At 63.2% G+C, this 23,074-nt stretch carries 20 protein-coding genes; 14 read left to right on the top strand and 6 right to left on the bottom strand.

Translation table 11 applies throughout. The features are described from left to right. Positions 1-470: 470 nt before the first annotated feature. From C2L65_RS00960 to bioB, 5 genes are all read left to right on the top strand, one after another. Positions 471-1,754 (top strand): dienelactone hydrolase family protein, encoded by a 1,284-nt coding sequence (locus C2L65_RS00960; RefSeq protein ID WP_042306418.1) that lies wholly within the window; start codon positions 471-473, stop codon positions 1,752-1,754. An 844-nt stretch (positions 1,755-2,598) separates the two neighbouring features. Beyond that, positions 2,599-3,960: an adenosylmethionine--8-amino-7-oxononanoate transaminase gene (gene bioA / locus C2L65_RS00955; RefSeq protein WP_042306419.1), complete on the top strand. Its 1,362-nt coding sequence runs from the start codon at positions 2,599-2,601 to the stop codon at positions 3,958-3,960. Further along, positions 3,960-5,144, top strand: a complete 1,185-nt coding sequence (bioF, locus tag C2L65_RS00950; RefSeq protein WP_042306420.1) for an 8-amino-7-oxononanoate synthase — start codon at positions 3,960-3,962, stop codon at positions 5,142-5,144. Before bioA ends, bioF begins: the two co-directional genes overlap by 1 nt. Continuing rightward, positions 5,141-5,860, top strand: coding sequence for a dethiobiotin synthase (gene bioD / locus C2L65_RS00945; RefSeq protein ID WP_042306421.1), 720 nt, complete (start codon positions 5,141-5,143; stop codon positions 5,858-5,860). The genes bioF and bioD overlap by 4 nt, the downstream gene beginning before the upstream one ends. A gap of 66 nt (positions 5,861-5,926) precedes the next feature. Continuing rightward, the gene (gene bioB / locus C2L65_RS00940; protein ID WP_081920847.1) at positions 5,927-6,985 is read left to right on the top strand and encodes a biotin synthase BioB; all 1,059 of its coding nucleotides are present in this window, start codon (positions 5,927-5,929) and stop codon (positions 6,983-6,985) included. Between the two features lie 1,030 nt (positions 6,986-8,015). On the opposite strand, the gene C2L65_RS00935 is transcribed toward bioB, so the two are convergent. Then, positions 8,016-9,041 (bottom strand): sulfate ABC transporter substrate-binding protein, encoded by a 1,026-nt coding sequence (locus tag C2L65_RS00935; RefSeq protein ID WP_042314398.1) that lies wholly within the window; start codon positions 9,039-9,041, stop codon positions 8,016-8,018. 280 nt (positions 9,042-9,321) lie between these two features. Here C2L65_RS00935 and C2L65_RS00930 point away from each other — a divergent pair, with 280 nt between their 5' ends. Next, positions 9,322-9,603: a hypothetical protein gene (locus tag C2L65_RS00930; RefSeq protein WP_042314399.1), complete on the top strand. Its 282-nt coding sequence runs from the start codon at positions 9,322-9,324 to the stop codon at positions 9,601-9,603. A gap of 28 nt (positions 9,604-9,631) precedes the next feature. On the opposite strand, the gene C2L65_RS00925 is transcribed toward C2L65_RS00930, so the two are convergent. Beyond that, on the bottom strand, positions 9,632-10,234 hold the full coding sequence (locus tag C2L65_RS00925) for an RBBP9/YdeN family alpha/beta hydrolase (RefSeq protein WP_042314400.1): 603 nt from the start codon (positions 10,232-10,234) through the stop codon (positions 9,632-9,634). A gap of 231 nt (positions 10,235-10,465) precedes the next feature. Here C2L65_RS00925 and C2L65_RS00920 point away from each other — a divergent pair, with 231 nt between their 5' ends. The 6 genes from C2L65_RS00920 (at position 10,466) to C2L65_RS00895 (ending at position 14,596) form a co-directional block, all read left to right on the top strand. Next, complete coding sequence (locus C2L65_RS00920; RefSeq protein ID WP_042314401.1) at positions 10,466-11,407, top strand: 2-hydroxyacid dehydrogenase; 942 nt, start codon at positions 10,466-10,468, stop codon at positions 11,405-11,407. 96 nt (positions 11,408-11,503) lie between these two features. Continuing rightward, positions 11,504-12,430 carry a hydroxymethylglutaryl-CoA lyase gene (locus C2L65_RS00915; RefSeq protein WP_042314402.1) on the top strand — a complete coding sequence of 309 codons (927 nt, stop codon included), beginning with the start codon at positions 11,504-11,506 and terminating at the stop codon, positions 12,428-12,430. A gap of 21 nt (positions 12,431-12,451) precedes the next feature. Next, the gene (locus C2L65_RS00910) at positions 12,452-12,982 is read left to right on the top strand and encodes a YbaK/EbsC family protein (protein ID WP_042314403.1); all 531 of its coding nucleotides are present in this window, start codon (positions 12,452-12,454) and stop codon (positions 12,980-12,982) included. Continuing rightward, a complete protein-coding gene (locus C2L65_RS00905) occupies positions 12,979-13,227 on the top strand; it encodes a DUF1289 domain-containing protein (protein ID WP_042314404.1) in 249 nt (82 codons plus the stop codon). The genes C2L65_RS00910 and C2L65_RS00905 overlap by 4 nt, the downstream gene beginning before the upstream one ends. Beyond that, positions 13,224-13,679, top strand: coding sequence for a MaoC family dehydratase (locus C2L65_RS00900; protein ID WP_042314405.1), 456 nt, complete (start codon positions 13,224-13,226; stop codon positions 13,677-13,679). The genes C2L65_RS00905 and C2L65_RS00900 overlap by 4 nt, the downstream gene beginning before the upstream one ends. Further along, a complete protein-coding gene (locus tag C2L65_RS00895) occupies positions 13,676-14,596 on the top strand; it encodes an MBL fold metallo-hydrolase (RefSeq protein ID WP_042314406.1) in 921 nt (306 codons plus the stop codon). Before C2L65_RS00900 ends, C2L65_RS00895 begins: the two co-directional genes overlap by 4 nt. Positions 14,597-14,802: 206 nt before the next feature. On the opposite strand, the gene C2L65_RS00890 is transcribed toward C2L65_RS00895, so the two are convergent. Further along, a complete protein-coding gene (locus C2L65_RS00890; protein WP_042314407.1) occupies positions 14,803-15,702 on the bottom strand; it encodes a DMT family transporter in 900 nt (299 codons plus the stop codon). Between the two features lie 113 nt (positions 15,703-15,815). On the opposite strand from C2L65_RS00890, the gene C2L65_RS00885 reads away from it, so the two are divergent. Next, complete coding sequence (locus tag C2L65_RS00885) at positions 15,816-16,301, top strand: Lrp/AsnC family transcriptional regulator (RefSeq protein ID WP_042314408.1); 486 nt, start codon at positions 15,816-15,818, stop codon at positions 16,299-16,301. A 30-nt stretch (positions 16,302-16,331) separates the two neighbouring features. On the opposite strand, the gene C2L65_RS00880 is transcribed toward C2L65_RS00885, so the two are convergent. Continuing rightward, positions 16,332-17,222, bottom strand: a complete 891-nt coding sequence (locus tag C2L65_RS00880; protein ID WP_042314409.1) for an alpha/beta fold hydrolase — start codon at positions 17,220-17,222, stop codon at positions 16,332-16,334. Positions 17,223-17,485: 263 nt separating this feature from the next. Here C2L65_RS00880 and C2L65_RS00875 point away from each other — a divergent pair, with 263 nt between their 5' ends. Further along, on the top strand, positions 17,486-18,445 hold the full coding sequence (locus tag C2L65_RS00875; RefSeq protein WP_042314410.1) for an NAD(P)H-dependent flavin oxidoreductase: 960 nt from the start codon (positions 17,486-17,488) through the stop codon (positions 18,443-18,445). Positions 18,446-18,505: 60 nt separating this feature from the next. Here C2L65_RS00875 and icmF read toward each other — a convergent pair whose 3' ends face one another. Further along, complete coding sequence (icmF, locus tag C2L65_RS00870) at positions 18,506-21,880, bottom strand: fused isobutyryl-CoA mutase/GTPase IcmF (protein WP_042314411.1); 3,375 nt, start codon at positions 21,878-21,880, stop codon at positions 18,506-18,508. A 126-nt stretch (positions 21,881-22,006) separates the two neighbouring features. Continuing rightward, positions 22,007-22,945, bottom strand: coding sequence for a LysR family transcriptional regulator (locus C2L65_RS00865; RefSeq protein WP_042314412.1), 939 nt, complete (start codon positions 22,943-22,945; stop codon positions 22,007-22,009). Positions 22,946-23,074: the final 129 nt, after the last annotated feature.

The raw sequence follows: 23,074 nt of genomic DNA, 5'->3' as shown, positions 1-23,074 counted from the left end.
ATCAACGTGTTGGGCGGGCGCCACGTCCCTCAATTACCCATTCTTTCCGAATCGCCGCCGAAACCCGCCCCAAACGGCTCCGTGCATATCAGACAAAAGGAAATTCGTGCCGCAAGGGGTTTGTACTGAATTGCACAAATATAAATTGTCGTGCCAGGATGAGCCTCACAGATGTTGCAGCGCTCCGTAGCGAGGTGGCGGTCCACCGCTCCCGCAGGATGTCCAGACGCACCGCCTGCTGACTCTTCAGCGGGCAAGCGATCAGGGGCATCGCGAGGCGCTCATTTCGACGCGTGGGGTCGCGTCGACCGGCTTCGGTTCATCCCAATGCGGTCTTGATCTGTCTGAGTGCGTGAACAACGCACCGTACGTGATTTTTTTGACCTTGTTTTGGTGTGTCACCGTACCGAAATCAGTTCTGCGGGCAACCGTAGGGAAGGTTCAGGCGATTTTGAGAGCAGGTGTTGCGGATGGTGTTCAGCAAAGTTCTGACGGTATGTGCGATCTCGGCGGCCTTCGTGGCCAGCGCCGTGACGACCGCGCACGCGGACCCGCTCACGGACGTCGAGGCCGGCCCGCTCGGCCGCGCGCAAGTGCAGCGCCTCGCGCTCGATGAAGATGGCTACCTGCCCGTCGTCAAGCTGAGCGAACAGATCGTCCGCATTCCCGTCGCCGCCGACGGCGATGTCACCCTCGAAACGACCATCTACAAGCCCGAAGGTCCGGGCCCGTTCCCGATGGTCGTGTTCAACCACGGCAAGATTCACGGCGATCCGCGCATGCAGACGCGCAGCGATCCCGTGTCGCTGGCGCGCGAATTCGTGCGCCGCGGCTACGTCGTGGTCGCGCCGAACCGCCAGGGCTTCGCCGATTCGGGCGGCACGTATGTGCAGGATGGCTGCGACGTGACGCGCAATGGCATGAGTCAGGCCGCCGACGTCGCGACGACCGTCGACTACATGTCCAAGCAAAGCTACGTGGACGCGAAGCACATCGTCGTGGCGGGCACCTCGCACGGCGGCCTCGCGACGATTGCCTACGGCACGAACGCCGCATCCGGCGTACGCGGGCTGATCAATTTCTCCGGCGGCCTGCGCCAGGACGCCTGCACCGACTGGCAAGGCAATCTGACGCACGCCTTCGGCACGTACGGCGAAAAGACGCATGTGCCGTCGCTGTGGCTGTACGGCGACAACGATTCGATCTGGCCGTCCACACTCGTTTCGCAGATGTACACCGCGTACACCGATAACGCGCAGGGCAAGGGCGCGACCGCGAAAATGGTCGATTTCGGCTCGTACAAGAATGACGCACACCGCCTGGTCGGCGATCGCGACGGCGTGCAGGTCTGGTGGCCGTCCGTCGAAGCGTTCCTTGCGCGCGTCGGCATGCCGACGGGTGTCCAGTACCGCGTCGCCGAGCCGACACAACCGAAGGCGACGCATTTCGCGTCGATCGACGCCGTCGACTCCGTGCCTTTCGTCGACGAAGCTGGCCGCGCCGGCTATCGCAACTTCTTGCATCAATATCCGAGCCGTGCGTTCGCGGTGTCCGATTCGGGTGCATGGTCGTGGGCAGAGGGCGGCGACGATCCGATGTCGGTGGCCGTCGCCAACTGCCAGAAGCAGAGCGCGGACCCGTGCCACCTCTACGCGGTCAACGACGCCGTCGTATGGAAAGACGGTGCCACTCAAACGGCCGACGCCGACTCCCCTTCGAAGAGCGACAGCAAGCCCGCGCTGGCTAGCCGCTGAGTCTCTCGCCGCCCGTTGCGTATAGCGCGACGGGCAAAACTTCCTGATTTGCACCGCTTTTCGAGCACGCGCCGCCACTGCGGCCGGCGCGCTCGCACATCCCACCGCACCTGAATCCGTTTGTGCAGGAACTGCTTGAAGCAGTTCATTGCCGCTTCGCTTCGTGCCCGTGATCAAGCTTTTCGACCGATCGCGTCACGCTGGCGTGCCCGATCTTTGTCTGCCCGGCGTGCGCAGCTCGCCAGATAGCACGCAAGCCTTTCGAGCCCCGCATCCATCGCGCCGTAGACGCCCGCCCCTGCACCTCCCACGCACCCTCGCCTGCGCTCTTTGCTTGGCGGCGTCCGCGCGGCCAATACGCACGCGACAAAGCCGCTAACGCGGCCGCTGCCGCACGCGCCCCCTGATACAACCCTGAAAACGCCAACACACGACCAGAATTTTTTCACAAGGGGCCCATGACTTTGCCGTCGTCATCTACGGCCATCTGCCGTCTTTGAAAACGAACGGGCGCGAGCTGTCGCGAACCACCGAAAATCGCACGCAGGCCCTTGAAAACACGGGATTTTCAGGTAGTGCATCGCAGCGGAGTTCGCGCTAATCTCACCTCCGCTGTCGCAAAAAAGCGTGCTGCGGAGGCACTGCGAGCCTTTGCAGCACATCAGCGCGGCAGCCAATCCGACGCCACGAAAAACGCCCGCAGTCGCCGTCCCCGGCGCGCTGCCAATCACGCTTCCCGTCGCCGGATTCCAGGTGGACGCCAACCGTCCCGATTCGCCAGCAGCATTTGCATGACCGACCCGCACGACGCGCCGCGCCCCCAACGCCGCGCTCTGCCCGGTTCATGCCCGGAGCAGTTTTGAATACACAGGCAAACGAAGACTGGATCGCCCGCAGCCTGCGCGCTGTGTGGCATCCCTGTACGCAGATGAAGCATCACGAGCGCTTTCCGCTCGTGCCCATATCGCGCGGCGCCGGCGCGTGGCTTTACGATCGCGCCGGACACCGTTATCTCGACGCGATCAGTTCGTGGTGGGTGAACCTGTTCGGCCACGCGAACCCGCGCATCAATGCGGCGCTGAAAGATCAGCTCGACACGCTGGAGCACGCGATGCTCGCCGGCTGCACACACGAGCCCGCAATCGAACTCGCCGAGCGTCTGAGCGCGCTCACGCAGAACACGCTCGGTCACGCGTTCTTCGCGTCGGACGGCGCGTCCGCTGTCGAAATCGCGCTGAAGATGAGCTTCCATTCGTGGCGCAATCGCGGCTACGACTACAAGCGCGAGTTCGTCTGCGTCGCGAACAGCTACCACGGTGAGACGATCGGCGCGCTCGGCGTCACCGATGTCGCGCTTTTCAAGGACGCCTACGATCCGCTGATCCGCAACGCGCATGTCGTCGCGTCGCCCGACGCGCGTTTTGCGCGTGAAGGCGAAACGGCCGCCGACGTCGCGCAGCGCGCGCTCGCCGATGTGCGCTCGCTGTTCGAATCGCGTGCCGACAACATCGCCGCGCTGATCGTCGAGCCGCTCGTGCAATGCGCCGCGGGCATGGCGATGCACGACGCGTCGTATATCGCAGGCTTGCGCGCGCTGTGCGACCGCTATGGTGTCCATCTGATTGCCGACGAGATCGCCGTCGGCTGCGGACGCACGGGTACGTTCTTCGCGTGCGAACAGGCCGGCGTGTGGCCGGACTTCCTGTGTCTGTCGAAAGGCATCAGCGGCGGCTATCTGCCGCTGTCGATCGTGCTGTCGCGCGACGAAATCTTCGCCGCCTTCTACGACGACGACACCACGCGCGGCTTTTTGCATTCCCATTCGTACACGGGCAATCCGCTCGCCTGCCGCGCGGCGCTCGCGACGCTCGACCTGTTCGCGAGCGACAACGTGCTCGCTGCAAACGAAAAGAAATCGGCGGCACTGCGCGCCGCGCTCGAACCGCTCGCGCAACATGCGCAGGTGCGCAATCTGCGCCAGCGCGGCACGATCTTCGCGTTCGATGCCGTCATCGACGATGCCCATGCCGCGAAGACTTTCTCGCGCCGCTTCTTCGAAAACGCGTTGCAGCGCGAACTGCTGCTGCGCCCGATCGGCGCGACTGTCTACCTGATGCCACCGTACATTCTCGACGACGAAGAAATCGCGCTGCTCGCCGGGCGCACGCGTGCCGCATTCGATGCGACATTGACGGAGGCACGCTGATGCAGTTGCTTGAAACGCTCGAACAAGGCTTGCGGGACATCGACGCACGCGGCCTGCGCCGCCGTCGCCGCACCGTCGACTCGCCGTGCTCCGCGCACATGACCGTCGACGGCCGCAACATCATCGGCTTTGCGAGCAACGACTATCTTGGCCTCGCCGCGCATCCGCTGCTCGTCGCGGCGATTGCGGAAGGCGCGCGCCGCTACGGCGCGGGCAGCGGCGGCTCGCATCTGCTCGGCGGCCATTCGCGCGCGCACGCGCAACTCGAAGACGACCTCGCCGAATTCGCGGGCGGCTTCGTCGACAATCCGCGCGCGCTGTATTTCAGCACCGGCTATATGGCCAATCTCGCGACGCTCACGGCGCTCGCGGGCCGTGGCACGACGCTATTTTCCGATTCGCTGAATCACGCGTCGCTGATCGACGGCGCGCGGCTCTCGCGTGCCGACATCCAGATCTATCCGCACGCGGATGCCGAAGCGTTGAGCGCGATGCTCGAAGCGTCGGACGCTGCGGTGAAGCTGATCGTCACCGATACCGTCTTCAGCATGGACGGCGATATCGCGCCGCTCGCGCGTCTCGTCGAACTCGCGGAACAACACGGCGCATGGCTCGTCGTCGACGATGCGCACGGCTTCGGCGTTCTCGGCCCGCAAGGTCGCGGCGCGATTGCAGAGGCCGCGCTGCGCTCGCCGCATCTGATTTCCATCGGCACGCTCGGCAAGGCGGCGGGCGTGTCGGGCGCGTTCGTCGTCGCGCACGAGACGGTGATCGAATGGCTGGTGCAGCGTGCGCGTCCGTATATCTTCACGACGGCATCGGTGCCGTCGGCGGCGCATGCGGTGTCCGCGAGCCTGCGCATCATCGGCAGCGACGAGGGTGAGCATCGGCGTACGCATCTGCGCGCGCTGATCGGGCGCACGCGCGACATGATGAAGCGCACGCCGTGGCTGCCTGTCGATTCACACACTGCCGTGCAGCCGCTCATCATCGGCGCGAACGACGCGACGCTCGACATCGCCGCCAAGCTCGATCGCGCGAATCTGTGGGTGCCCGCGATCCGTCCGCCGACCGTGCCCGAAGGCACGTCGCGTCTGCGCATCTCTCTGTCGGCCGCGCATTCGCACAACGATCTCGACCTGCTCGAAAGCGCGCTAATGAAGACGGCGGAGGCAGCGGCATGAGCAACGCACTGTCCCTCTTCGTCACGGGCACCGATACGGAAATCGGCAAGACCCTGGTTTCGGCAGCGCTGCTGCGCGGCTTCGCGCGCGAAGGACTGCGCGCAGCCGCGATGAAGCCGATTGCGGCGGGCGCGTCGCTGGTGGACGGCGTGCTACACAACGAAGACGCCGATCAGCTCGACGCGGCCGCCAATGTGCTGCTGCCGCCTGAGATTCGCACGCCGTTCATGCTCAGGGAACCGGCGGCGCCGCATATCGCCGCCGCGCTCGAAAACGTGATGCTCGACATGACGCGTGTCGTCGACGCGCACAACGCGGCGCTGCAAATGGCCGATGTCGTCGTGGTGGAAGGCGTCGGTGGCTTTCGCGTGCCGCTCACCGACGCACACGACACCGCCGATCTCGCGTTCGCATTGAATCTGCCTGTGGTGCTCGTCGTTGGCATGCGGCTGGGCTGCATCAGCCACGCGCTGTTGACGGCGGAAGCGATCGCCGCACGCGGCCTGCAGATTGCCGGCTGGGTTGCGAACCGCGTCGACCCGAAGATGCTGTTCCCCGACGAAAACATTGCGGCGCTGCGCGACCGCCTCGACCGGCAGTATGGCGCGCCGTTGCTCGGCATCGTGCCGCATCTGAGCCCCGCGTCGGCGGATGTCGCCGCGACGCATCTCGACACCAACCGATTGCTGCAGACGCTGCGTGCCGCGCAGCGCTAGTCGTGCGCCGTCCGCTGCTTGCCTGCTAAAGACTTTTAAAAAATCAGATCATCGAGGATCGAATCCATGAGCCATATCACCACTGCTTCCCTGCCCGTCACGCCTTCGCAGGCCGCCGCCGCTGCCGATGCCGCCGCCACGCGCTGGCGCGTCGCCGACGTCGTCGCGCTGTACGATCTGCCGTTCAACGACCTGCTGTTCCGCGCGCAACAGGTGCATCGCGAGCATTTCGATGCGAACACCGTGCAACTGTCCACGCTGCTGTCGATCAAGACGGGTGGCTGCGAGGAAGACTGCGCGTACTGTCCGCAGTCGGTGCATCACGACACGGGGCTGAAGGCCGAAAAGCTGATGGAAGTCGAAGACGTGCTGGCCGCCGCGCAAGTCGCAAAACAGAACGGCGCGACGCGTTTCTGCATGGGCGCCGCGTGGCGCAATCCGAAGGACCGCCATCTCGAACCGATCAAGGACATGATTCGCGGCGTGAAGGCGATGGGCCTCGAAACCTGCGTGACGCTCGGCATGCTCGAAACGCATCAGGCGCAAAGTCTGCGCGACGCGGGTCTCGACTACTACAACCATAACCTCGACACGTCGCCGGAGTTCTACGGCCAGATCATTTCGACACGCACGTATCAGGACCGGCTCGAAACGCTCGAACGCGTGCGCGACGCGGGCATCAACGTATGCTGCGGCGGGATCGTCGGCATGGGTGAATCGCGCCGCGAACGCGCGGGCCTGATCGCGCAGCTCGCGAACATGGAGCCGTATCCGGAATCGGTGCCTATCAACAATCTCGTGCAGGTGGAAGGCACGCCGCTCACGGGCACGGAAGCGCTCGACCCGTTCGAGTTCGTGCGTTCGATCGCCGTCGCACGTATCACGATGCCGCGCGCGATGGTGCGACTGTCGGCTGGTCGCGAACAGATGAACGAAGCGCTGCAGGCAATGTGCTTTCTCGCTGGCGCGAACTCGATCTTCTACGGCGACCAGTTGCTGACCACGAGCAATCCGCAGGCGGAAGCCGATCGCAAGCTGCTCGAACGGCTAGGCATTCGCGCGGAGGCGGCGCAGCAGATGCCGCTTGAGCGCAGCGGATGCGAGCATGGGTGTGACGGGCATTGATGTTTTTTGCCGGGAGGCGTCCGGTTGATCGACGCGAGTTGAGTATGTGATGTAAAAAGGCCGCTTTTGATTTCTTTCGAAGCGGCCTTTCGTTTGGGTCATCGCCGGAACGGCGGAGTTTTGTCCTGCGCGAACGCTGTTGACGTTTTGCTTTTGCTTTTGCTGGCATCCGCGATTTGTTAGCGTGCTTCAAGCGTCGCCCCTGTGCGGGGCGGCACCTACTTTTCTTTGCCGCCGCAAAGAAAAGTAGGCAAAAGAAAGCGGCTAACACCGCCAGTGCTTGTATTCGCCTGAGGGCCCCCAAAGGGTCTTACGCTTCACACGGCAATCACGTGACCCATGTTCGTTGCCAACGCTCTTGCGCAGCGCCTCACCCGCTTCACGCACCCGCGTCGGAGCACGCCATGCCAGATATTCCACGGCCGCCCAGGTGGCAAACTGTGTGTAGGTTGTCGCGTCGTATAGGCCGGCGCTCTTACAGGTGGAAGGCGCGCGCTATCGGTCCGAAGTGAGGCACGTACGGCGCTACGGCCTACACACAGTTTGCCACCTGGGCGGCACATACCATTCGCTGCCGCTAGCCCGCGCACGGGTATTCGAAGCGGGTGAGGCGCACATTCAAAGCGTTGGCAACGCACGCAAACAGAAAGGCTGCCGTGTGAAGCGTAAGACCAGTCGGGGGCCCTCAGGCAAGAAGAAATGTTGGCGGTGTTAGCCGCTTTCTTTTGCCTACTTTTCTTTGCGGCGGCAAAGAAAAGTAGGTGCCGCCCCGCACAGGGGCGACGCGTGAAGCACGAAGGCAAAGCGCGGATGCCAGCGCAAAGGCAAACGCACAGGCGCAACGCACGAAGCACGAAGGCAAAGCGCGGATGCCAGCGCAAAGGCAAACGCACAGGCGCAACGCACGAAGCACGAAGGCAAAGCGCGAATGCCAGCGCAAAGGCAAACGCACAGGCGCAACGCCCGAAGCACGAAGGCAAAGCGCGGATGCCAGCGCAACCACAAGCAAACCAAACCAGCCGCGCAGCGCCTACTTCCTGTCTACGATGATCTGATCGAACGTGCCGCCGTCGGCGAAGTGAGTTTGCTGCGCCTTCTGCCAGCTACCGAACACCTGCTCGACTGTGAACGTCTTCAGCGGCTTGAACTCGCTCGCGTGCTTCGCAAGCACGGTGGGATCACGCGGACGCAAGTGATGCTGCGCGATGATCTCCTGCGCGGGCGCCGTGTACAGATAGTCGAGATACGCTTGCGCTTCCTTGCGCGTGCCGCGCTTGTCGACCACCTTGTCGACGATCGCGACGGGCGGCTCGGCGAGAATGCTCATCGACGGATACACGGCCTCGAAGCTGCCAGCACCCACGCCCGTGTCGATCAGCGACACTTCGTTTTCGAACGTCACCAGCACGTCGCCGATGTCGCGCTGCGTGAACGTCGTCGTCGCGCCGCGCCCGCCCGTATCCAGCACGGGAACGTTGCGGAAGATCGCCTTTTCGAAGTCGAGCGCCTGAGCATCGGTCGCGCCATTCTGCTTCTTGTAACCCCACGCGGCCAGATACGTGTAGCGGCCATTGCCCGCCGTCTTCGGATTCGGGATCACGACCTGCACGCCGGGCTTCGCCAGATCGTCCCAGTCCTTGATGTGCTTCGGATTGCCCTTGCGCACGAGGAACACCATCGTCGTCGTGTACGGCGCACTGTTGTTCGGCAGGCGCGCGCGCCAGTTCGCGGGCACGAGTTGGCCACGCTCGGCGAGCAGGTCGATGTCGTTCGGCTGGTTCATCGTCACGACGTCGGCCTGCAACCCTTGCAGCACCGACAGCGCCTGCGCGCTCGATGCGCCGTGCGACTGTTTGACCGATACCGTCTCGCCGCTCTTCTGCTTGTACGCCGCGATGAATCCCGGATTGATGTCCTTGTAAAGCTCGCGCGTGACGTCGTACGACACGTTGAGCAGCGATGCATCCGCATGCGCGCTCTGCGCTGCGCCGAGCGACAGCGCCAACGTCATGAAGCCAGCCGCGAGCCTGCGCGTTTGATCCCCTCTGCCTGCCATCTTTTCCCCGCTTGTTAATGATGAAGCATGTCGCCGCGACGCCGCGGCTGGAGCAGCGATTCTAGCGGATCGATTCGTGCGGCTCCTGAGAACGCATGGATTAATTCCTACATCGTCCGGCCAGGTTTCTCGACATGGTAGTCACGCGTACGATTGGTTCGTAACGGTGCTCGCCGAATCGCGGATCGTCGCGTTGCAGCGCAATTTAACGTTGTTCGTCCGTTGGGTTTCTGATCATCCAGAACCCCGCTTAAGAAAGATTTTGTTTAGGATTGTACGAATGGAAACGCTAGAAAAACCCCTTGTGAAGCGGCGCTTTCATACGCTTCGACTGATTCACGGTGGTCTCAATATGGAGGCACGCATGACCCGAGCTGAAACCACAATCGAACATATTCTCCAGGAGCTCGAAGACCTCAAACGTGAAGTGCGTGAGTTGAGGACCTATGTCGACCAGCGCTTCAGCGCGCTGGAAAGTGCCATGCGCACCGAATTCCGCCTGCTGTGGGCGGCGAACTTCGCGCTCGCCGGCCTGCTGGCGAAAGGCTTCCATTGGATCTGACGTATATGGCGTTGCGTAGCCGCAGCGTCTAGCTGAATGCCTGCGTGGCGAGCGCCTCTTCCTCATCGTGAAATCGTAGTGGCGCGGCGCAATGCGCGAGCGTGTCCACGAAGTATTTCGCGCGCGGCCAGGGTCCAAAACCCGCGGCAGTATTAATGTGACCTGCGTCGCCCAGATTGACGAATGCGCTGCCCAGATGCCTTGCCATCTCGCGCGCGTCGGCGAGCGCCATCCATGGGTCGGTCTCGCTGCCGATCAGAATGGACGGCACACCCAGACGGCGTGCGTCGAAAGCGCCCGCAAATTCGAACTTCTTCGGGCTGGCTGGCGCGACGAATAGTACGCCTGCTATATCAGCAACCGGCACGCCGTGTAGCAACGCATGCGCGGCGGCCAGGCATCCGAAGCTGTGCGCAGCGAGCACGAACGGCCCGCGCTCTTTCGCCAGCACGTCGCGCACGGCCTGCGCCCATCGTGCGAGGTCCGGCGCGTCCCAATCGGCCTGCTCGACTCGCAAGGCGCGCGGAAATTGGCGCTCCAGCCATGTTTGCCAGTGTGCGCCTTCGCTGCCGTGCAAACCCGGCACGGTCACGAGCCGTGGCGGCCAGATCGATCGGCTGCACGAAAACATGATTCTTTCCTCGTAGCGGGAATCTGGAAATCATTGTCGCGTGGGTGGCGCATGGCTTGAACCAATTTTTCGTGCTTTGCATATCGCCGTGCCGCTGCGCGTGCTGGCAAGCGCCTGCATCGTGCGCCTCGCGTCCGCGGGAATGCGCGCGAAGGTCGGCGAAAAAGTAGAATGAAGCCTATCCATAAAAGCACCCCGCTTCTGGCGACAGCAACGCTCAACCGGCCACGCATGAAAGTCCTTTTCTATACACCGCAATCCGAGGCCGAAGTCTGGCTGCGCGACCTGTCGCGCGCACTGCCGGGTGTCGACCTGCGCGAATGGCAACCGGGCGACAACGCCCCCGCCGACGTCGCCGTCGTCTGGAAGCCGCCGCGCGAGATGCTCGCCGGCCGCGACGACTTGCGCGCGATCTTCAACCTGGGCGCCGGCGTCGACGCGATCCTGAAGCTGGAGCGCGAGCATCCCGGCACGCTGCCGCGCAACGCGCAACTCGTGCGGCTCGAAGACACGGGAATGGCGCAGCAGATGGCCGAGTACGTGATGCACGCGGTGCTGCGTTACATGCGCCGCTTCGACGAATACGACCGGCTGCAGGCAGAACAGCGCTGGCATGTGCTCGAACCGCACGCGCGCGAAACGTTCACGGTCGGCGTGCTCGGCCTGGGCGTGCTCGGCTCACATGTAGCGACGACGCTCGCCGCAGCAGGCTTCCCCGTGCGCGGTTTTAGCCGCAGCGCGCGCGAGATCGAAGGCGTCGCGACCTTTGCGGGCGAAGCACAGTTCGACGCGTTCCTCGATGGCGTCAAGGTGCTGGTCAATCTGCTGCCCCACACGCCCGACACGCACGGCGTGCTGAACCAGCGCAACTTGTCGAAGCTCGCGCGCGGCGCGTATCTCGTCAACATCGCGCGCGGCGCGCATCTCGTCGAACAGGATTTGCTCGTTTCATTGGAGCAAGGCCAGATTGCCGCAGCCACGCTCGATGTATTCGTGGAGGAACCGTTGCCGTCGCAGCACCCGTTCTGGAAGCACCCGCGCATTTCGATCACGCCGCATATCTCGGCGTTGACGCTGCGCGAAGAAAGCCTCGCGCAGATTGCGCAGAAGATCGGCGCGTTGATGCGTGGCGAGCCGATCGGCGGAATCGTCGATATCGGGCGCGGTTATTGAGCGCGTCGGCAACACAATAAGCTCGCGGCAGCGGGTTACTCGCAGGGACGGGAGCAAGCGTCAAAGCGCCAACTGCCGTCGACACAGGAGACAAACATGGCCATGCCACAAGCAGTAAAAATCGTCGAAGTCGGTCCGCGTGACGGGCTGCAGAACGAGAAGGAATTCGTACCCACCGAGGTCAAGATCGAGTTGATCAATCGCCTGTCGGCGGCCGGGTTCAGGAATGTGGAAGCGGCTTCGTTCGTGTCGCCCAAGTGGGTGCCGCAAATGGCCGACGGCGCCGACGTGATGGCGGGCATCGAGCGCCGCGCGGGCACGATCTACTCAGTGCTGACGCCGAACCTGCGCGGCCTGGAAGGCGCCGTCGCCGCGCGCGCGGACGAAATCGTTATCTTCGGCGCAGCCAGCGAAGCGTTCTCGCAAAAGAACATCAATTGCAGCATTGCGGAAAGCATCGAGCGCTTCATGCCTGTCGCGCAGGCTGCAAAAGACAAAGGCCTCCGCATACGCGGCAGCGTGTCGTGTTCGCTGGGGTGTCCGTATCAGGGCGACGTGCCCGTCGCGTCGGTCGTCGACGTCGTTGAGCGTTTCGCCGCGCTCGGTTGCGACGAGATCGATATCGCCGACACGATCGGCGTCGGCACACCGAAGCGCACGCGCGAAGTGTTCGCCGCCGTCACGCAGGTGTTTCCGCGCGAGCGCCTGTCGGGGCATTTCCACGATACTTACGGCCAGGCGCTCGCGAATATCTACGCAGCGTTGCAGGAAGGCATCGAGATTTTTCATGCGTCGGTCGCAGGGCTCGGCGGCTGTCCGTACGCGAAAGGCGCAACGGGCAACGTCGCCACGGAAGACGTGCTGTATCTGATGAACGGACTCGGCATCGAGACGGGCATCGACCTCGCGAAGGTCGTCGAGATCGGCGATTTCATTTCGACGTCGATTGGCAAGCCGAACGCGTCGCGCGCGGGCAAAGCGCTGCTGGCGAAGGCGCGCAGCGAAAAGTCCACCTGCGTATGACCCATCACAGGAACACAACACATGTCGGATAACGCAACGGTACAAACACCTCACACGCCCGATCTGGATTCGCTGCCCGAATCGGCCCGCCGCGTCGCGCTTTTGTTGCGCGAGCGCGGCCACGCGGGACAGGTCGTGATGCTGCCGGAAACGGGCAAGACGTCGGCGGAAGCGGCGGCGGGTCTCGGCTGCTCGATCGCGCAGATCGCCAAGTCGATCCTGTTTCGCCGCCGCGAAGACGATGCGCCCGTGCTGATCATCGCGAGCGGCGCGAATCGCGTCGATGAAAAGAAGGTGACGGCGCAGGTCGGTGAGATTGCGCGCGCGGACGCAAAGTTCGTGCGCGAGAAAACGGGTTATGCGATTGGCGGCGTGTGTCCGATCGGTCACGCAACAACGCCCGTCACGCTGATCGACGCCGATCTCTTCACGCTCGAAAGCCTGTGGGCAGCCGCCGGTCATCCGCATGCGGTGTTCAATCTGACACCGCAGGAACTGGCCACGCTGACGGGCGCGCCCGTGGTCGACGTGGCGTTGCGCGAGATTGCATGACAGCCGACACCGCTCGCGCTCAGGACACGGCGCAAACCATCGCGCCCGTTCCTTCGCCATGCATCAACGTGTGCCGGATGAATCGGTCCACGGGCCTGTGCGAAGGTTGCCTGCGCACGATCGACGAAATCGCCAGCTGGTCTTCGTTCGATGACGCGGCCAAGCGCGCGGTGTGGGATGAAATCGACAAGCGCCACTTCGATTTCATGGCGAAGCAGTCACCGAAACGCGAGGCGAAGACATGAACACGCCGCCGCGCGTCGTCACGGTCGGCGAGACATTCAGCGCGACGCTCAACCTTGCGGCGGAATCGATCAAATCGTTCGCGACGCTCGTGAACGACCTCAACCCGCTCCATCACGACGACGCATACGCGGCGCAAAGCCGCTTCGGCGGCCTGATCGCCTCCGGCACGCAACCGACCGCGCACTTCATGGCGCTGCTCGCCACGCACTTCTCGACCTACGCACAGCCGCTTGGGCTCGAGTTCGACATCAAGCTGAAGAAAGCCGCGCATTGCGGCGACACGCTGACGATGACCTGGCGCGTCGTCGGCGCATTCTGGAAAGCGAGTCTCAACGGCGATCTGACGCAGCTCGAAGGCAGCGTCGTAAATCAGCGCAGCGAAACGGTTGTGATCGGCAAGTCGACGATACTCGTGATGCCGAAGCCCGCCGCACAGGAAAGCGACGCATGATCGCGCTGCCTCCGTCGATACGCGTGTTCGAACGCGGCTGGCTGTCGTCGAACAATGTGCTGCTCGTCGACGATGCAAGCGCGGCCCTCGTCGATACCGGCTACGCGTCGCACGCGGCGCAAACAGCGGCGCTTGTCAGACACGCGCTCGGCACGCGGCCGCTCGACCTGATCGTCAACACGCATCTGCATTCCGATCACTGCGGCGGCAACGCGCAATTGCAGGCAACGTGGCCATGCCGGACGCTGATTCCATCGACGGAAGCGGATGCTGTGCGCGAATGGGACGAGTCGCGTCTGACGTTTCGCGCAACAGGTCAATTCTGCGAACGTTTCGCATTCTCGGACACGATCGAACCGGGCACGCACCTGACGCTTGGCGCGCTCGACTGGGATGTGCTCGGCGCGCCGGGCCACGATCCGCATTCGCTGATGCTGTATTGCGCCCGGCAAAAGCTGCTGATCAGCGCCGACGCGCTGTGGGAAAACGGCTTCGGTGTGATCTTTCCGGAACTCGAAGGCGAAAGCGGTTTCACGGAGCAACAGGCCGTGCTCGAACTAATCGGCACGCTCGATGTGAAGATCGTGATCCCGGGCCACGGCACACCGTTTTCCGACGTGCATGCGGCACTCGATCGCGCGTTGTCGCGCGTCGCGTGGCTGCGCGCCGATCCAGCGCGTAACGCGAAAAACGCGCTGAAGGTGTTGATCGTGTTCAAGCTGCTCGACGCGCGCTCGCTATCTTTCGAAGCCTTGCTGCGCATGCTCGACGACGCGAGCGTGATGCGGGCCGCCGCATCGATGCTGAAGCCGCGCAGCGCATGGCCCGCACTGCTGCGTGAACTGATAGAAGGATTGGGGGCGGAGAATGGGCCGCTGCGATTCGACGGCGAGCAGATCACTGCGCGCGCCGGTTGATTCGTGAGCCGAAGCCGCTTGCATGGCCGTATAAAAAGAAAGCCGCTCGGCTTTCGGTTCGAGCGGCGTAATTACTGTTGACGTGATCAGCGTCGAAGAAATAATACCCGCGCGTAGCTTTCGAACGCATCGGTGATTTCCCTACAGAATTGTTAACGCCGGCCTGACACCTTATTCGGATTCCGTACTATCGGTATGAAGTACCGTTATATGGAGTAGCGCCGCGTCGGCACGATGCGCCAGCCGAGATTCACGCCGGCCGCCGCAAGCAGGATCAACACCGCGCCAAGCACCTGAATCCACGCGAGCTTCTGTCCGAACGCGATCCGGTCGACGACGATCGCCACGACTGGGTAGATGAACGACAGTGCGCCCGTCATCGCCGTCGGCAGCTTCTGGATGGCGCCGTACAGCAGCACATACATGATCCCCGTGTTCACGATGCCGAGCGTGACGAGCTGCAACCAGTGTATGCCCGTTGTGGGCAACGCGTCGTACTGCACGAACGGTGCGAGCATGACGACGCCTGTCGTCACCGTGATCAGCGCGATAAGGTGCGGCGGCGTGTTCTTCAAGTGCTTTGTGATGATCGACGAAACGGCGTACAGGAAGGCCGCGCCGACAGCAAACGCGACGCCTTGCAGATATTGTCCCGGTACCGCGAGCACAGCCGGCTCCACTTTCACGACGAACACAAGTCCGACGAACGCGATCAGCAGCCACGCGACCGTCGATGCCGTCACGCGCTCGCGGAACACCAGCGCGCCAAGTGCGACGAGCATGAAAGGCTGCGTGCTGTAGACGGTCGTCGCCATCGAGATCGACGCGCGCGAGTATGCGGCGAACAGCAGCACCCAGTTCATGACGATGGCCGCGCTGCTGAGCGTGGCGAGCGCAATCATCTTCCACGAAAAGAGTTTGCGTCTGAGCAGTCCGAGCACCGCGCAGATCAGCAGCAGCGTCGCGCCGCCGAACAGGCAACGGAAGAACGCGACGTTCAGCGCCGATTGCTGCGACGAAACGACGAGCCAGCCAATCGTCCCCGACATCAGCATCGCGAGGGTCATCTCGAACGCGCCGCGCCGCACTTCGTTGTTTGCTGCCATCTGAAACTCTCCAGAAGAATCACATCTTGCGATCAGTGTAATTAATCCGAAGCGGCCAATACATATCTAGAATGAGGCAATCGAGCGAATCAACCTTAAATGCGAAGGCCAGAATGATGAAGCGCCTTAATCCCGATACCAAGCAAGCTCCCACGCCCGCGACGCTCGACGACACCGACCGCATGCTGCTCGCGAGCCTCGCCGACGACGCGCGCCAGCCGGTCAGCGAACTCGCGCGCAACGTCGGACTCTCGGCGCCCGCGACGGCGGACCGCTTGCGGCGTCTCGACGCTCAAGGCGTGATCGAGCGTTTCACCGTGCAGATCGATCCGCGCGCGCTCGGTTACACGCTGCAGGCGATCGTGCGCGTGAAGCCGCTGCCCGGTCAGTTGCATCTGGTGGAGGACGTGATTCGCCGCATTCCGGAGTTCGTCGAATGCGACAAGGTGACGGGCGACGATTGCTTCATCTGCCGCCTGTATCTGCGCTCGATCGATCAGCTTGACGAGATTCTGTCGAAAGTGACCGAGCGTGCGGAAACGAGTACCGCCATCGTCAAGTCGACGCCGGTGCCGCGGCGCTTGCCGCCGCTCGCTTAAGTAAGCGAGCGGCTCAAAAGCATCGAGGATTCAAAGCTCGACGGCCTCGAAGAAGGACAGCATCTCCGCGACGAGTTCGGCGGGCGCTTCCTCGGGAATGTAGTGGCCACACGGCAGCGAACGGCCGCTGACGTCACGCGCAACCTTGCGCCATTCGGCTATCGGCTCGAAGCATTTTTCGACCACGCCTTCCGCGCCCCACAGCACGCGCAGCGGACAGGCAATCTTGTGTCCGCGTTCAATATCGGCGCGATCGTGCTCGAGATCGATCGTCGCCGATGCGCGGTAGTCCTCGCACATCGCATGCACGGCGCCCGGCTGCCGCAAGGCCTTGCGATACTCGGCGAGCACCTCGGGCGCGAACGGCGCGAGGCCCGCGTGACGGCTGCCCATCACGCGGTCGACGTAGACATCCGGATTGCCTTCGATCAGCGTCTCGGGCAGCGGCTCCGGCTGGATCAGGAAGAACCAGTGGAAATAGAGCGTCGCGAAAGTGCGGTCGGTGGCTTCGTACATCGCGAGCGTCGGCGCGATGTCGAGCAGCATCAGGCGTTCGACGGCATCGGGGAAGTCGAGCGCCATCCGATGCGCGACCCGCGCGCCGCGATCATGCGCGCACACAAGAAAACGCTCGTAGCCGAAGTGGCGCATCACGGCGACCTGGTCGGCGGCCATCGCGCGCTTTGAATACGGCGCATGCGTCTCGTCGCTCGGCGGTTTCGCCGACGCACCGTAGCCGCGCAGGTCGGTCGCGATCACCGTGAAATGCTCGGCGAGTTGCGCCGCGCAGCGATGCCAGATCAGATGGCTCTGCGGATGACCGTGCAGCAGCAGCAAGGGCGGCCCTGCTCCGCCCTTGACTCCATGAATATCGACGTCGCCGGCCGTGACCCGAAAAGGTGTGAAGTCCGCGAAGGGCATGTCGGATCTCGTTGTCGTTGTAAGTCTGGGCATTGTAGAAGGCGAGTGTGTCGCGACGAGTGGGATAGCCCACGCTTTCGTAGAACCTGAACTCTCCTTCAAACGACACCGAACGAGCAACGCGGCCCAGATTCGCCTATAATCGAACGATCGTTCTTAAATTTGAAGCTCGATGGCTGTTTGAAGCGAAACGCGGACGGCAGCCGCTACACTCATATCGCCGGGCACCCGATGCACCGGCAGTCGATCTGGAGACTCGCACCATGGCCTTGCCCGCCGTCCTGCAGAACCTTGCTCTGCCCGTCGTCGCCTCGCCGATGTTCATCGTCAGCTACCCTGAGCTCGTGCTTGCGCAATGCAAGGCAGGGATCGTCGGTTCGTTTCCCGCGCTCAACGCGCGCCCGGCCGAACTGCTCGATGAATGGCTGACGCAGATTCAGGCTTCCCTTGCCGAGCACAAGGCGGCGAATCCGGACGCCATCATCGGGCCGATTGCCGTGAACCAGATTGTGCATCAGTCGAATGCGCGGCTCGAGCACGACATTCGCGTGTGCGTCGAACATAAGGTGCCGATTTTTATCACGAGCCTGCGCGCGCCCGCGAAGGAGATCGTCGATGCCGTGCATAGCTACGGCGGCATCGTGCTGCACGACGTGATCAATCTGCGTCATGCGCAGAAGGCGCTGGATGCGGGCGTCGATGGTCTGATTCTCGTCGCGGCGGGCGCGGGTGGCCACGCGGGCACGACGTCTCCGTTCGCGCTGGTCGGTGAAGTACGGCGGATGTTCGACGGCCCGATCGTGCTGTCCGGCTCGATTGCGAACGGCGGCTCGATTCTCGCCGCGCAGGCGATGGGCGCCGATCTCGCGTACATGGGCACGCGCTTCATCGCGACGAAGGAAGCGCATGCAGTCGAAGGCTACAAGCAGGCGATCATCAACGCGAATGCCGCCGACATCGTCTACACGAACCTCTTCACGGGCGTGCATGGCAACTACATCCGCGAGAGCATCCAGAGCGCGGGACTCGATCCCGATGCGCTGCCCGAGTCGGACAAGACCGCGATGAACTTCGGCGGCGACAAGGCGAAGGCGTGGAAAGACATCTGGGGCGCCGGCCAGGGCGTGGGTCTGATGCACGATGTGCCGAGCGTCGGTGAGCTTGTTGCGCGTCTGAAGGACGAATATCAGGCGGCGAAGACGCGGCTCGGGATTGGTCGCTGAATCGTAGGCAGTGAAGACATGAAAAGGCCGCAGACGCGGCCTTTTCGTTTCAGGATGGCGTCACATGTTGCGCCGGTACTGACCGCCCACTTCGAACAGCGCATGCGTGATCTGTCCCAGCGAACACACTTGGACCGCCTCCATCAGCACGGCAAAGACGTTTTCATCGTCGATGACGGCCTGCTTCAAACGTTCCAGCATCGCCGGCGCTTCGCTTTCACGCGATGACTGGAACGCGCGCAAGCGCTTCAGTTGCCCCTGCTTTTCTTCTTCCGTCGAGCGCGCGAGCGCAATCGGCGGCGGCGCATCATGCGCATGCGCGCCGAGGAACGTATTCACACCAACGATCGGATACGAGCCGTCATGCTTGCGATGCTCGTACAGCATCGATTCATCCTGAATGCGGCCACGCTGATACCCCGTCTCCATTGCGCCCAGCACGCCGCCGCGCTCGGTGAGCCGGTCGAACTCCGCGAGCACGGCCGCTTCGACGAGATCCGTCAGTTCGTCGATGATGAAGCTGCCCTGGTTCGGATTCTGGTTCTTCGCGAGTCCCCATTCGCGATTGATGATCAACTGGATCGCGACCGCTCGGCGCACAGAATCTTCCGTCGGCGTGGTGATCGCTTCGTCGAACGCGTTCGTGTGCAGCGAATTGCAGTTGTCGTAAATCGCAATCAGCGCCTGCAACGTGGTGCGGATATCGTTGAAGTCGATTTCCTGCGCGTGCAGGCTGCGGCCCGACGTCTGCACGTGATACTTCAGCTTCTGGCTGCGTTGGTTCGCGCCATAGCGATCACGCATCGCGATGGCCCAGATGCGCCGCGCGACACGGCCGAGCACCGTATATTCCGGGTCCATCCCGTTCGAGAAGAAGAACGACAGGTTCGGCGCGAAATCGTCGATATCCATGCCGCGCGCGAGATACGCCTCGACATAGGTAAAGCCGTTGGCGAGCGTGTACGCGAGTTGCGAGATCGGGTTCGCGCCCGCCTCGGCGATGTGATAGCCGGAGATCGACACCGAATAGAAATTGCGCACGCCGTGCTCGACGAAGTACGCCTGAATGTCGCCCATCACCTTCAGGCTGAATTCCGTCGAGAAGATGCAGGTGTTCTGCCCTTGATCTTCCTTCAGGATGTCGGCCTGCACCGTGCCGCGCACGTTTTCCAGCGCGAAGCGACACGCGGCGTCGAGTTCGTCCTGCGAAGGTTCGCGGTTTTCCTGTTGCGCTTTCGCATGCGTGAGCCCGATCTGCTGATCAATCGCGACATTGAAGAACATCGCGAGAAGGGTCGGCGCGGGTCCGTTGATCGTCATCGATACCGACGTTTCGGGCGCGCACAGATCGAAGCCGTCGTAGAGCGCTTTCATGTCGTCGAGCGTCGCTACGGATACACCCGAATTGCCGACCTTGCCGTAGATGTCGGGTCTTTCGTGGGGCTCCTCGCCGTATAGCGTGACGGAATCGAACGCCGTGGACAGGCGCTTCGCCGGCATCCCTTCGGACAGCAGCTTGAAACGCCGGTTGGTGCGAAACGGGTCGCCCTCACCCGCGAACATGCGCGTCGGGTCTTCGTTCTCGCGGCGGAACGGAAACACGCCCGCCGTGAACGGGAAATAGCCAGGCAGATTGTCGAGCATCAGCCAGCGCAGGATTTCGCCGGGGTCCTTGAACGCCGGCAACGCGACCTTGCGAATCTTCGAGCCTGACAGCGTTTCAACGGTCAGCGCCGTGCGAATTTCCTTGTCGCGAATCTTCACGACATGTTCGTCGCCGGAATAGGCGGCGACCGTGGCCGGCCACGCATCGAGCAGCGCCTTTTCGCGCTCGCCCATTTGCGACGTGCGGGCGTCGATGAGCGAATCGAACGCAGCGGCATCGAGCACGCGGCCGTTCGCCTCGCTCAGCATCCGGCGCGCTTCGTCGAGTTGCCAACGCTCGCGCGCGAGTTGCGACTGCGCTTCGACGCGCTCGCGATAACCGCGCACCGTCAGCGCGACATCCGACAGATAGCGCACGCGCGCGGGCGGCACGATGGCGTTGCGGCCTGTCGAATGCCTCACGCCTTGCAGTTTCGGCAATCGCCCGTCGCTCTCGTGCAGTCCGTGACCACGTAAAGCCTTCGCGACATGTTGGTACACAGCCGTCACGCCGTCGTCATTGAAGCGCGACGCAATCGTACCGAATACCGGCATCTCCTCAATCTTCGATCCAAACTTATGTTGGTTACGCTGAACCTGCTTTGCGACGTCGCGTAGCGCGTCGGCGGCACCCTTGCGATCGAACTTGTTGATCGCGACGAAATCCGCGAAATCGAGCATGTCGATCTTTTCGAGCTGGCTTGCTGCGCCGAACTCCGGCGTCATCACGTACAGCGACTTGTCGGCGTGCGGCACGATCGCGGCATCGCCCTGTCCGATGCCCGACGTTTCGACCACGATCAGATCGAAACCCGTCATCTTGCAGGCGTCGATTGCGTCGGGCAGCGCGTCGGAGATTTCGCTCGATGCCTCACGCGTCGCCAGCGAACGCATGAAGACGCGCGCGCCGCTGCCCCAGTCACCGATCGCATTCATGCGGATACGGTCGCCGAGCAGCGCGCCGCCCGATTTGCGGCGAGAAGGATCGATGGCGATCACGGCGATGGTCAACGCGTCGCCGTAGTCGAGACGGAAACGCCGGATCAGTTCGTCAGTCAGCGACGACTTGCCCGCGCCGCCCGTCCCTGTGATGCCTAGCACGGGCACCCGTGTCTGTTTGGCTTGCGTGGCGAGTGCCGCGCGCGTGGCGGGATCGACGTCGCCCGTTTCAAGCGAGGTAATCAGTTGCGCGAGCTTGCGAAACGCGACGACATGCCCGACGCGATCCGGATCGTCGTGTAAGACGCCCTTCAGATCGAGAGCCAGTTGCGCAGGCTGAGCGTCCGCTCGCGCCGCGTCGCGGCAACGGGCGATCATGTCGTCGATCATCCCTTGCAGCCCGAGCCGCTGGCCGTCGTGCGGCGAGTAAATACGCTCGACACCATAGCGCTGCAACTCCGCGATCTCATCGGGGACGATCACGCCGCCACCGCCGCCGAACACCTTGATCCGTTCGCCACCGCGCTCGCGCAACAGATCGACCAGATAGCGGAAGTATTCGACGTGCCCACCCTGATAGCTCGACACCGCGATGCCGTCCGCGTCTTCGTGCAGTGCCGCCGTGGCGATTTCTTCGACGGAGCGGTTGTGGCCGAGATGGATCACTTCGACGCCGCTAGCCTGCAGGATGCGCCGCATGATGTTGATCGAGGCGTCGTGGCCGTCGAACAGCGCGGCGGCCGTGACGAAACGCAGACGTCGCGAGGACGTCTCGTGCGGCGAGGGCGGCGCGGAAGATCGGGAAGCGGGCGCGTCGTCGTCGACGCGCTGCGGCGTGGAAAGATCAGTCATGTCTCCCCCGGATCGAATCGTCAGGTTCGTTCTACTTCGCGGGTGCTGCAACCAGTATAACGATACAACTCGATCGTCCGTGCGGCGTTCAGTGGGCGCGAATTGACGGGCACTGCGCCGCGAATCTCACCGCACAGCGAGCGCCCTGATCTGCTCGAGCGTCGGCCACAACGTCTCGCTCGAAAAGCGCTCCGCGATGAAATCGACGAACGAGCGCACCTTCGCCGACAGATGCCGGCGGCTCGCGTAGACGACGTGAATGGGCAGCTCGCGCGGCGGCAGTTCATCGACGAGCAGCGGCACGAGGCGGCCTGCGGCGAGATCGTCGCCGATCACTTCCGTGCCGAGCAGCGCGAGCGCCGCGCCCTGCAACACGACGACGCGCTGCGCCTCCAGATGGTTGACGATCAGATTGCCCGAGAACTTGACGCGCGCGCTTTCCGCATTCGCGCCCGCGACCAGTTCGAGCGCCGACACGCCCGAGTATTGAATGAAGTTGTGGCGCGCGAGATCGGCGGTGTTTCTGGGCGCGCCGTGCCGCTCGATATAGTCCGGCGACGCGCACAACACGAGATGCGCGGTCGCCACCTGCCGCGCAATCAGCGACGACGACTTCAGCCCCATCGGCGACGCGCGGATCGCGACATCGTAGCCCTCGTCGATCAGTTCGACGACGCGGTCGGACAGCGTGATATCGACGGTGACTTGCGGATGTTGCGTCGCGAAATCAGCGACGGCGCTCATCACGTGCCGCAAACCGAACGCGGACAACGTCGACACGCGCAAGCGCCCTTGCGGCACGATGCTCGCCGCGCCGACCGCCTGCTCGGCTTCGTCGAGTTCGCTCAGCACCTGGCTCAGGCGCTCGTAGTACTCGCGGCCCGCTTCCGTGGGCGCAACGCGGCGCGTGGTCCGATTCAGCAGGCGCGCGCCGAGTTGCTGCTCCAGATGCATCACGTGCTTGCTCGCCATCGCCGCCGACATGTCCATCTTCTCCGCCGCGCCGACGAAGCTGCCGACTTCGACCACGTGGCGAAACACTTTCATGCTGACGAGGGTATCCATGGCAGTCGCTCGGGATAGGAATGAATCAGGCTGATTCCCGGGACTTTATCAAGGAGCCGTCGGCAATGTGCGGCGCTGGCGAGCATTGGAAAGAAAAAGCCCTGCCGTCCGTGAAGAAGGCAGGGCTTT

The sequence above is a fragment of the Paraburkholderia terrae genome (genome assembly GCF_002902925.1).
GTDB lineage: Bacteria > Pseudomonadota > Gammaproteobacteria > Burkholderiales > Burkholderiaceae > Paraburkholderia > Paraburkholderia terrae.
This window is presented reverse-complemented; position numbering and strand designations above follow the sequence as displayed.

What these genes read in the sequence shown, in the direction of transcription:
- C2L65_RS00865 (WP_042314412.1), bottom strand. Translation starts at nt 22,945, where the DNA reads ATGGATACCCTCGTCAGCATGAAAGTGTTTCGCCACGTGGTCGAAGTC.
- C2L65_RS00960 (WP_042306418.1), top strand. Translation starts at nt 471, where the DNA reads ATGGTGTTCAGCAAAGTTCTGACGGTATGTGCGATCTCGGCGGCCTTC.
- bioF (WP_042306420.1), top strand. Translation starts at nt 3,960, where the DNA reads ATGCAGTTGCTTGAAACGCTCGAACAAGGCTTGCGGGACATCGACGCA.
- bioD (WP_042306421.1), top strand. Translation starts at nt 5,141, where the DNA reads ATGAGCAACGCACTGTCCCTCTTCGTCACGGGCACCGATACGGAAATC.
- C2L65_RS00895 (WP_042314406.1), top strand. Translation starts at nt 13,676, where the DNA reads ATGATCGCGCTGCCTCCGTCGATACGCGTGTTCGAACGCGGCTGGCTG.
- C2L65_RS00885 (WP_042314408.1), top strand. Translation starts at nt 15,816, where the DNA reads ATGATGAAGCGCCTTAATCCCGATACCAAGCAAGCTCCCACGCCCGCG.
- C2L65_RS00880 (WP_042314409.1), bottom strand. Translation starts at nt 17,222, where the DNA reads ATGCCCTTCGCGGACTTCACACCTTTTCGGGTCACGGCCGGCGACGTC.
- C2L65_RS00905 (WP_042314404.1), top strand. Translation starts at nt 12,979, where the DNA reads ATGACAGCCGACACCGCTCGCGCTCAGGACACGGCGCAAACCATCGCG.
- C2L65_RS00925 (WP_042314400.1), bottom strand. Translation starts at nt 10,234, where the DNA reads ATGTTTTCGTGCAGCCGATCGATCTGGCCGCCACGGCTCGTGACCGTG.
- C2L65_RS00935 (WP_042314398.1), bottom strand. Translation starts at nt 9,041, where the DNA reads ATGGCAGGCAGAGGGGATCAAACGCGCAGGCTCGCGGCTGGCTTCATG.
- bioA (WP_042306419.1), top strand. Translation starts at nt 2,599, where the DNA reads ATGCCCGGAGCAGTTTTGAATACACAGGCAAACGAAGACTGGATCGCC.
- C2L65_RS00910 (WP_042314403.1), top strand. Translation starts at nt 12,452, where the DNA reads ATGTCGGATAACGCAACGGTACAAACACCTCACACGCCCGATCTGGAT.
- C2L65_RS00920 (WP_042314401.1), top strand. Translation starts at nt 10,466, where the DNA reads ATGAAAGTCCTTTTCTATACACCGCAATCCGAGGCCGAAGTCTGGCTG.
- C2L65_RS00930 (WP_042314399.1), top strand. Translation starts at nt 9,322, where the DNA reads ATGGAAACGCTAGAAAAACCCCTTGTGAAGCGGCGCTTTCATACGCTT.
- bioB (WP_081920847.1), top strand. Translation starts at nt 5,927, where the DNA reads ATGAGCCATATCACCACTGCTTCCCTGCCCGTCACGCCTTCGCAGGCC.
- C2L65_RS00915 (WP_042314402.1), top strand. Translation starts at nt 11,504, where the DNA reads ATGGCCATGCCACAAGCAGTAAAAATCGTCGAAGTCGGTCCGCGTGAC.
- C2L65_RS00890 (WP_042314407.1), bottom strand. Translation starts at nt 15,702, where the DNA reads ATGGCAGCAAACAACGAAGTGCGGCGCGGCGCGTTCGAGATGACCCTC.
- C2L65_RS00900 (WP_042314405.1), top strand. Translation starts at nt 13,224, where the DNA reads ATGAACACGCCGCCGCGCGTCGTCACGGTCGGCGAGACATTCAGCGCG.
- icmF (WP_042314411.1), bottom strand. Translation starts at nt 21,880, where the DNA reads ATGACTGATCTTTCCACGCCGCAGCGCGTCGACGACGACGCGCCCGCT.
- C2L65_RS00875 (WP_042314410.1), top strand. Translation starts at nt 17,486, where the DNA reads ATGGCCTTGCCCGCCGTCCTGCAGAACCTTGCTCTGCCCGTCGTCGCC.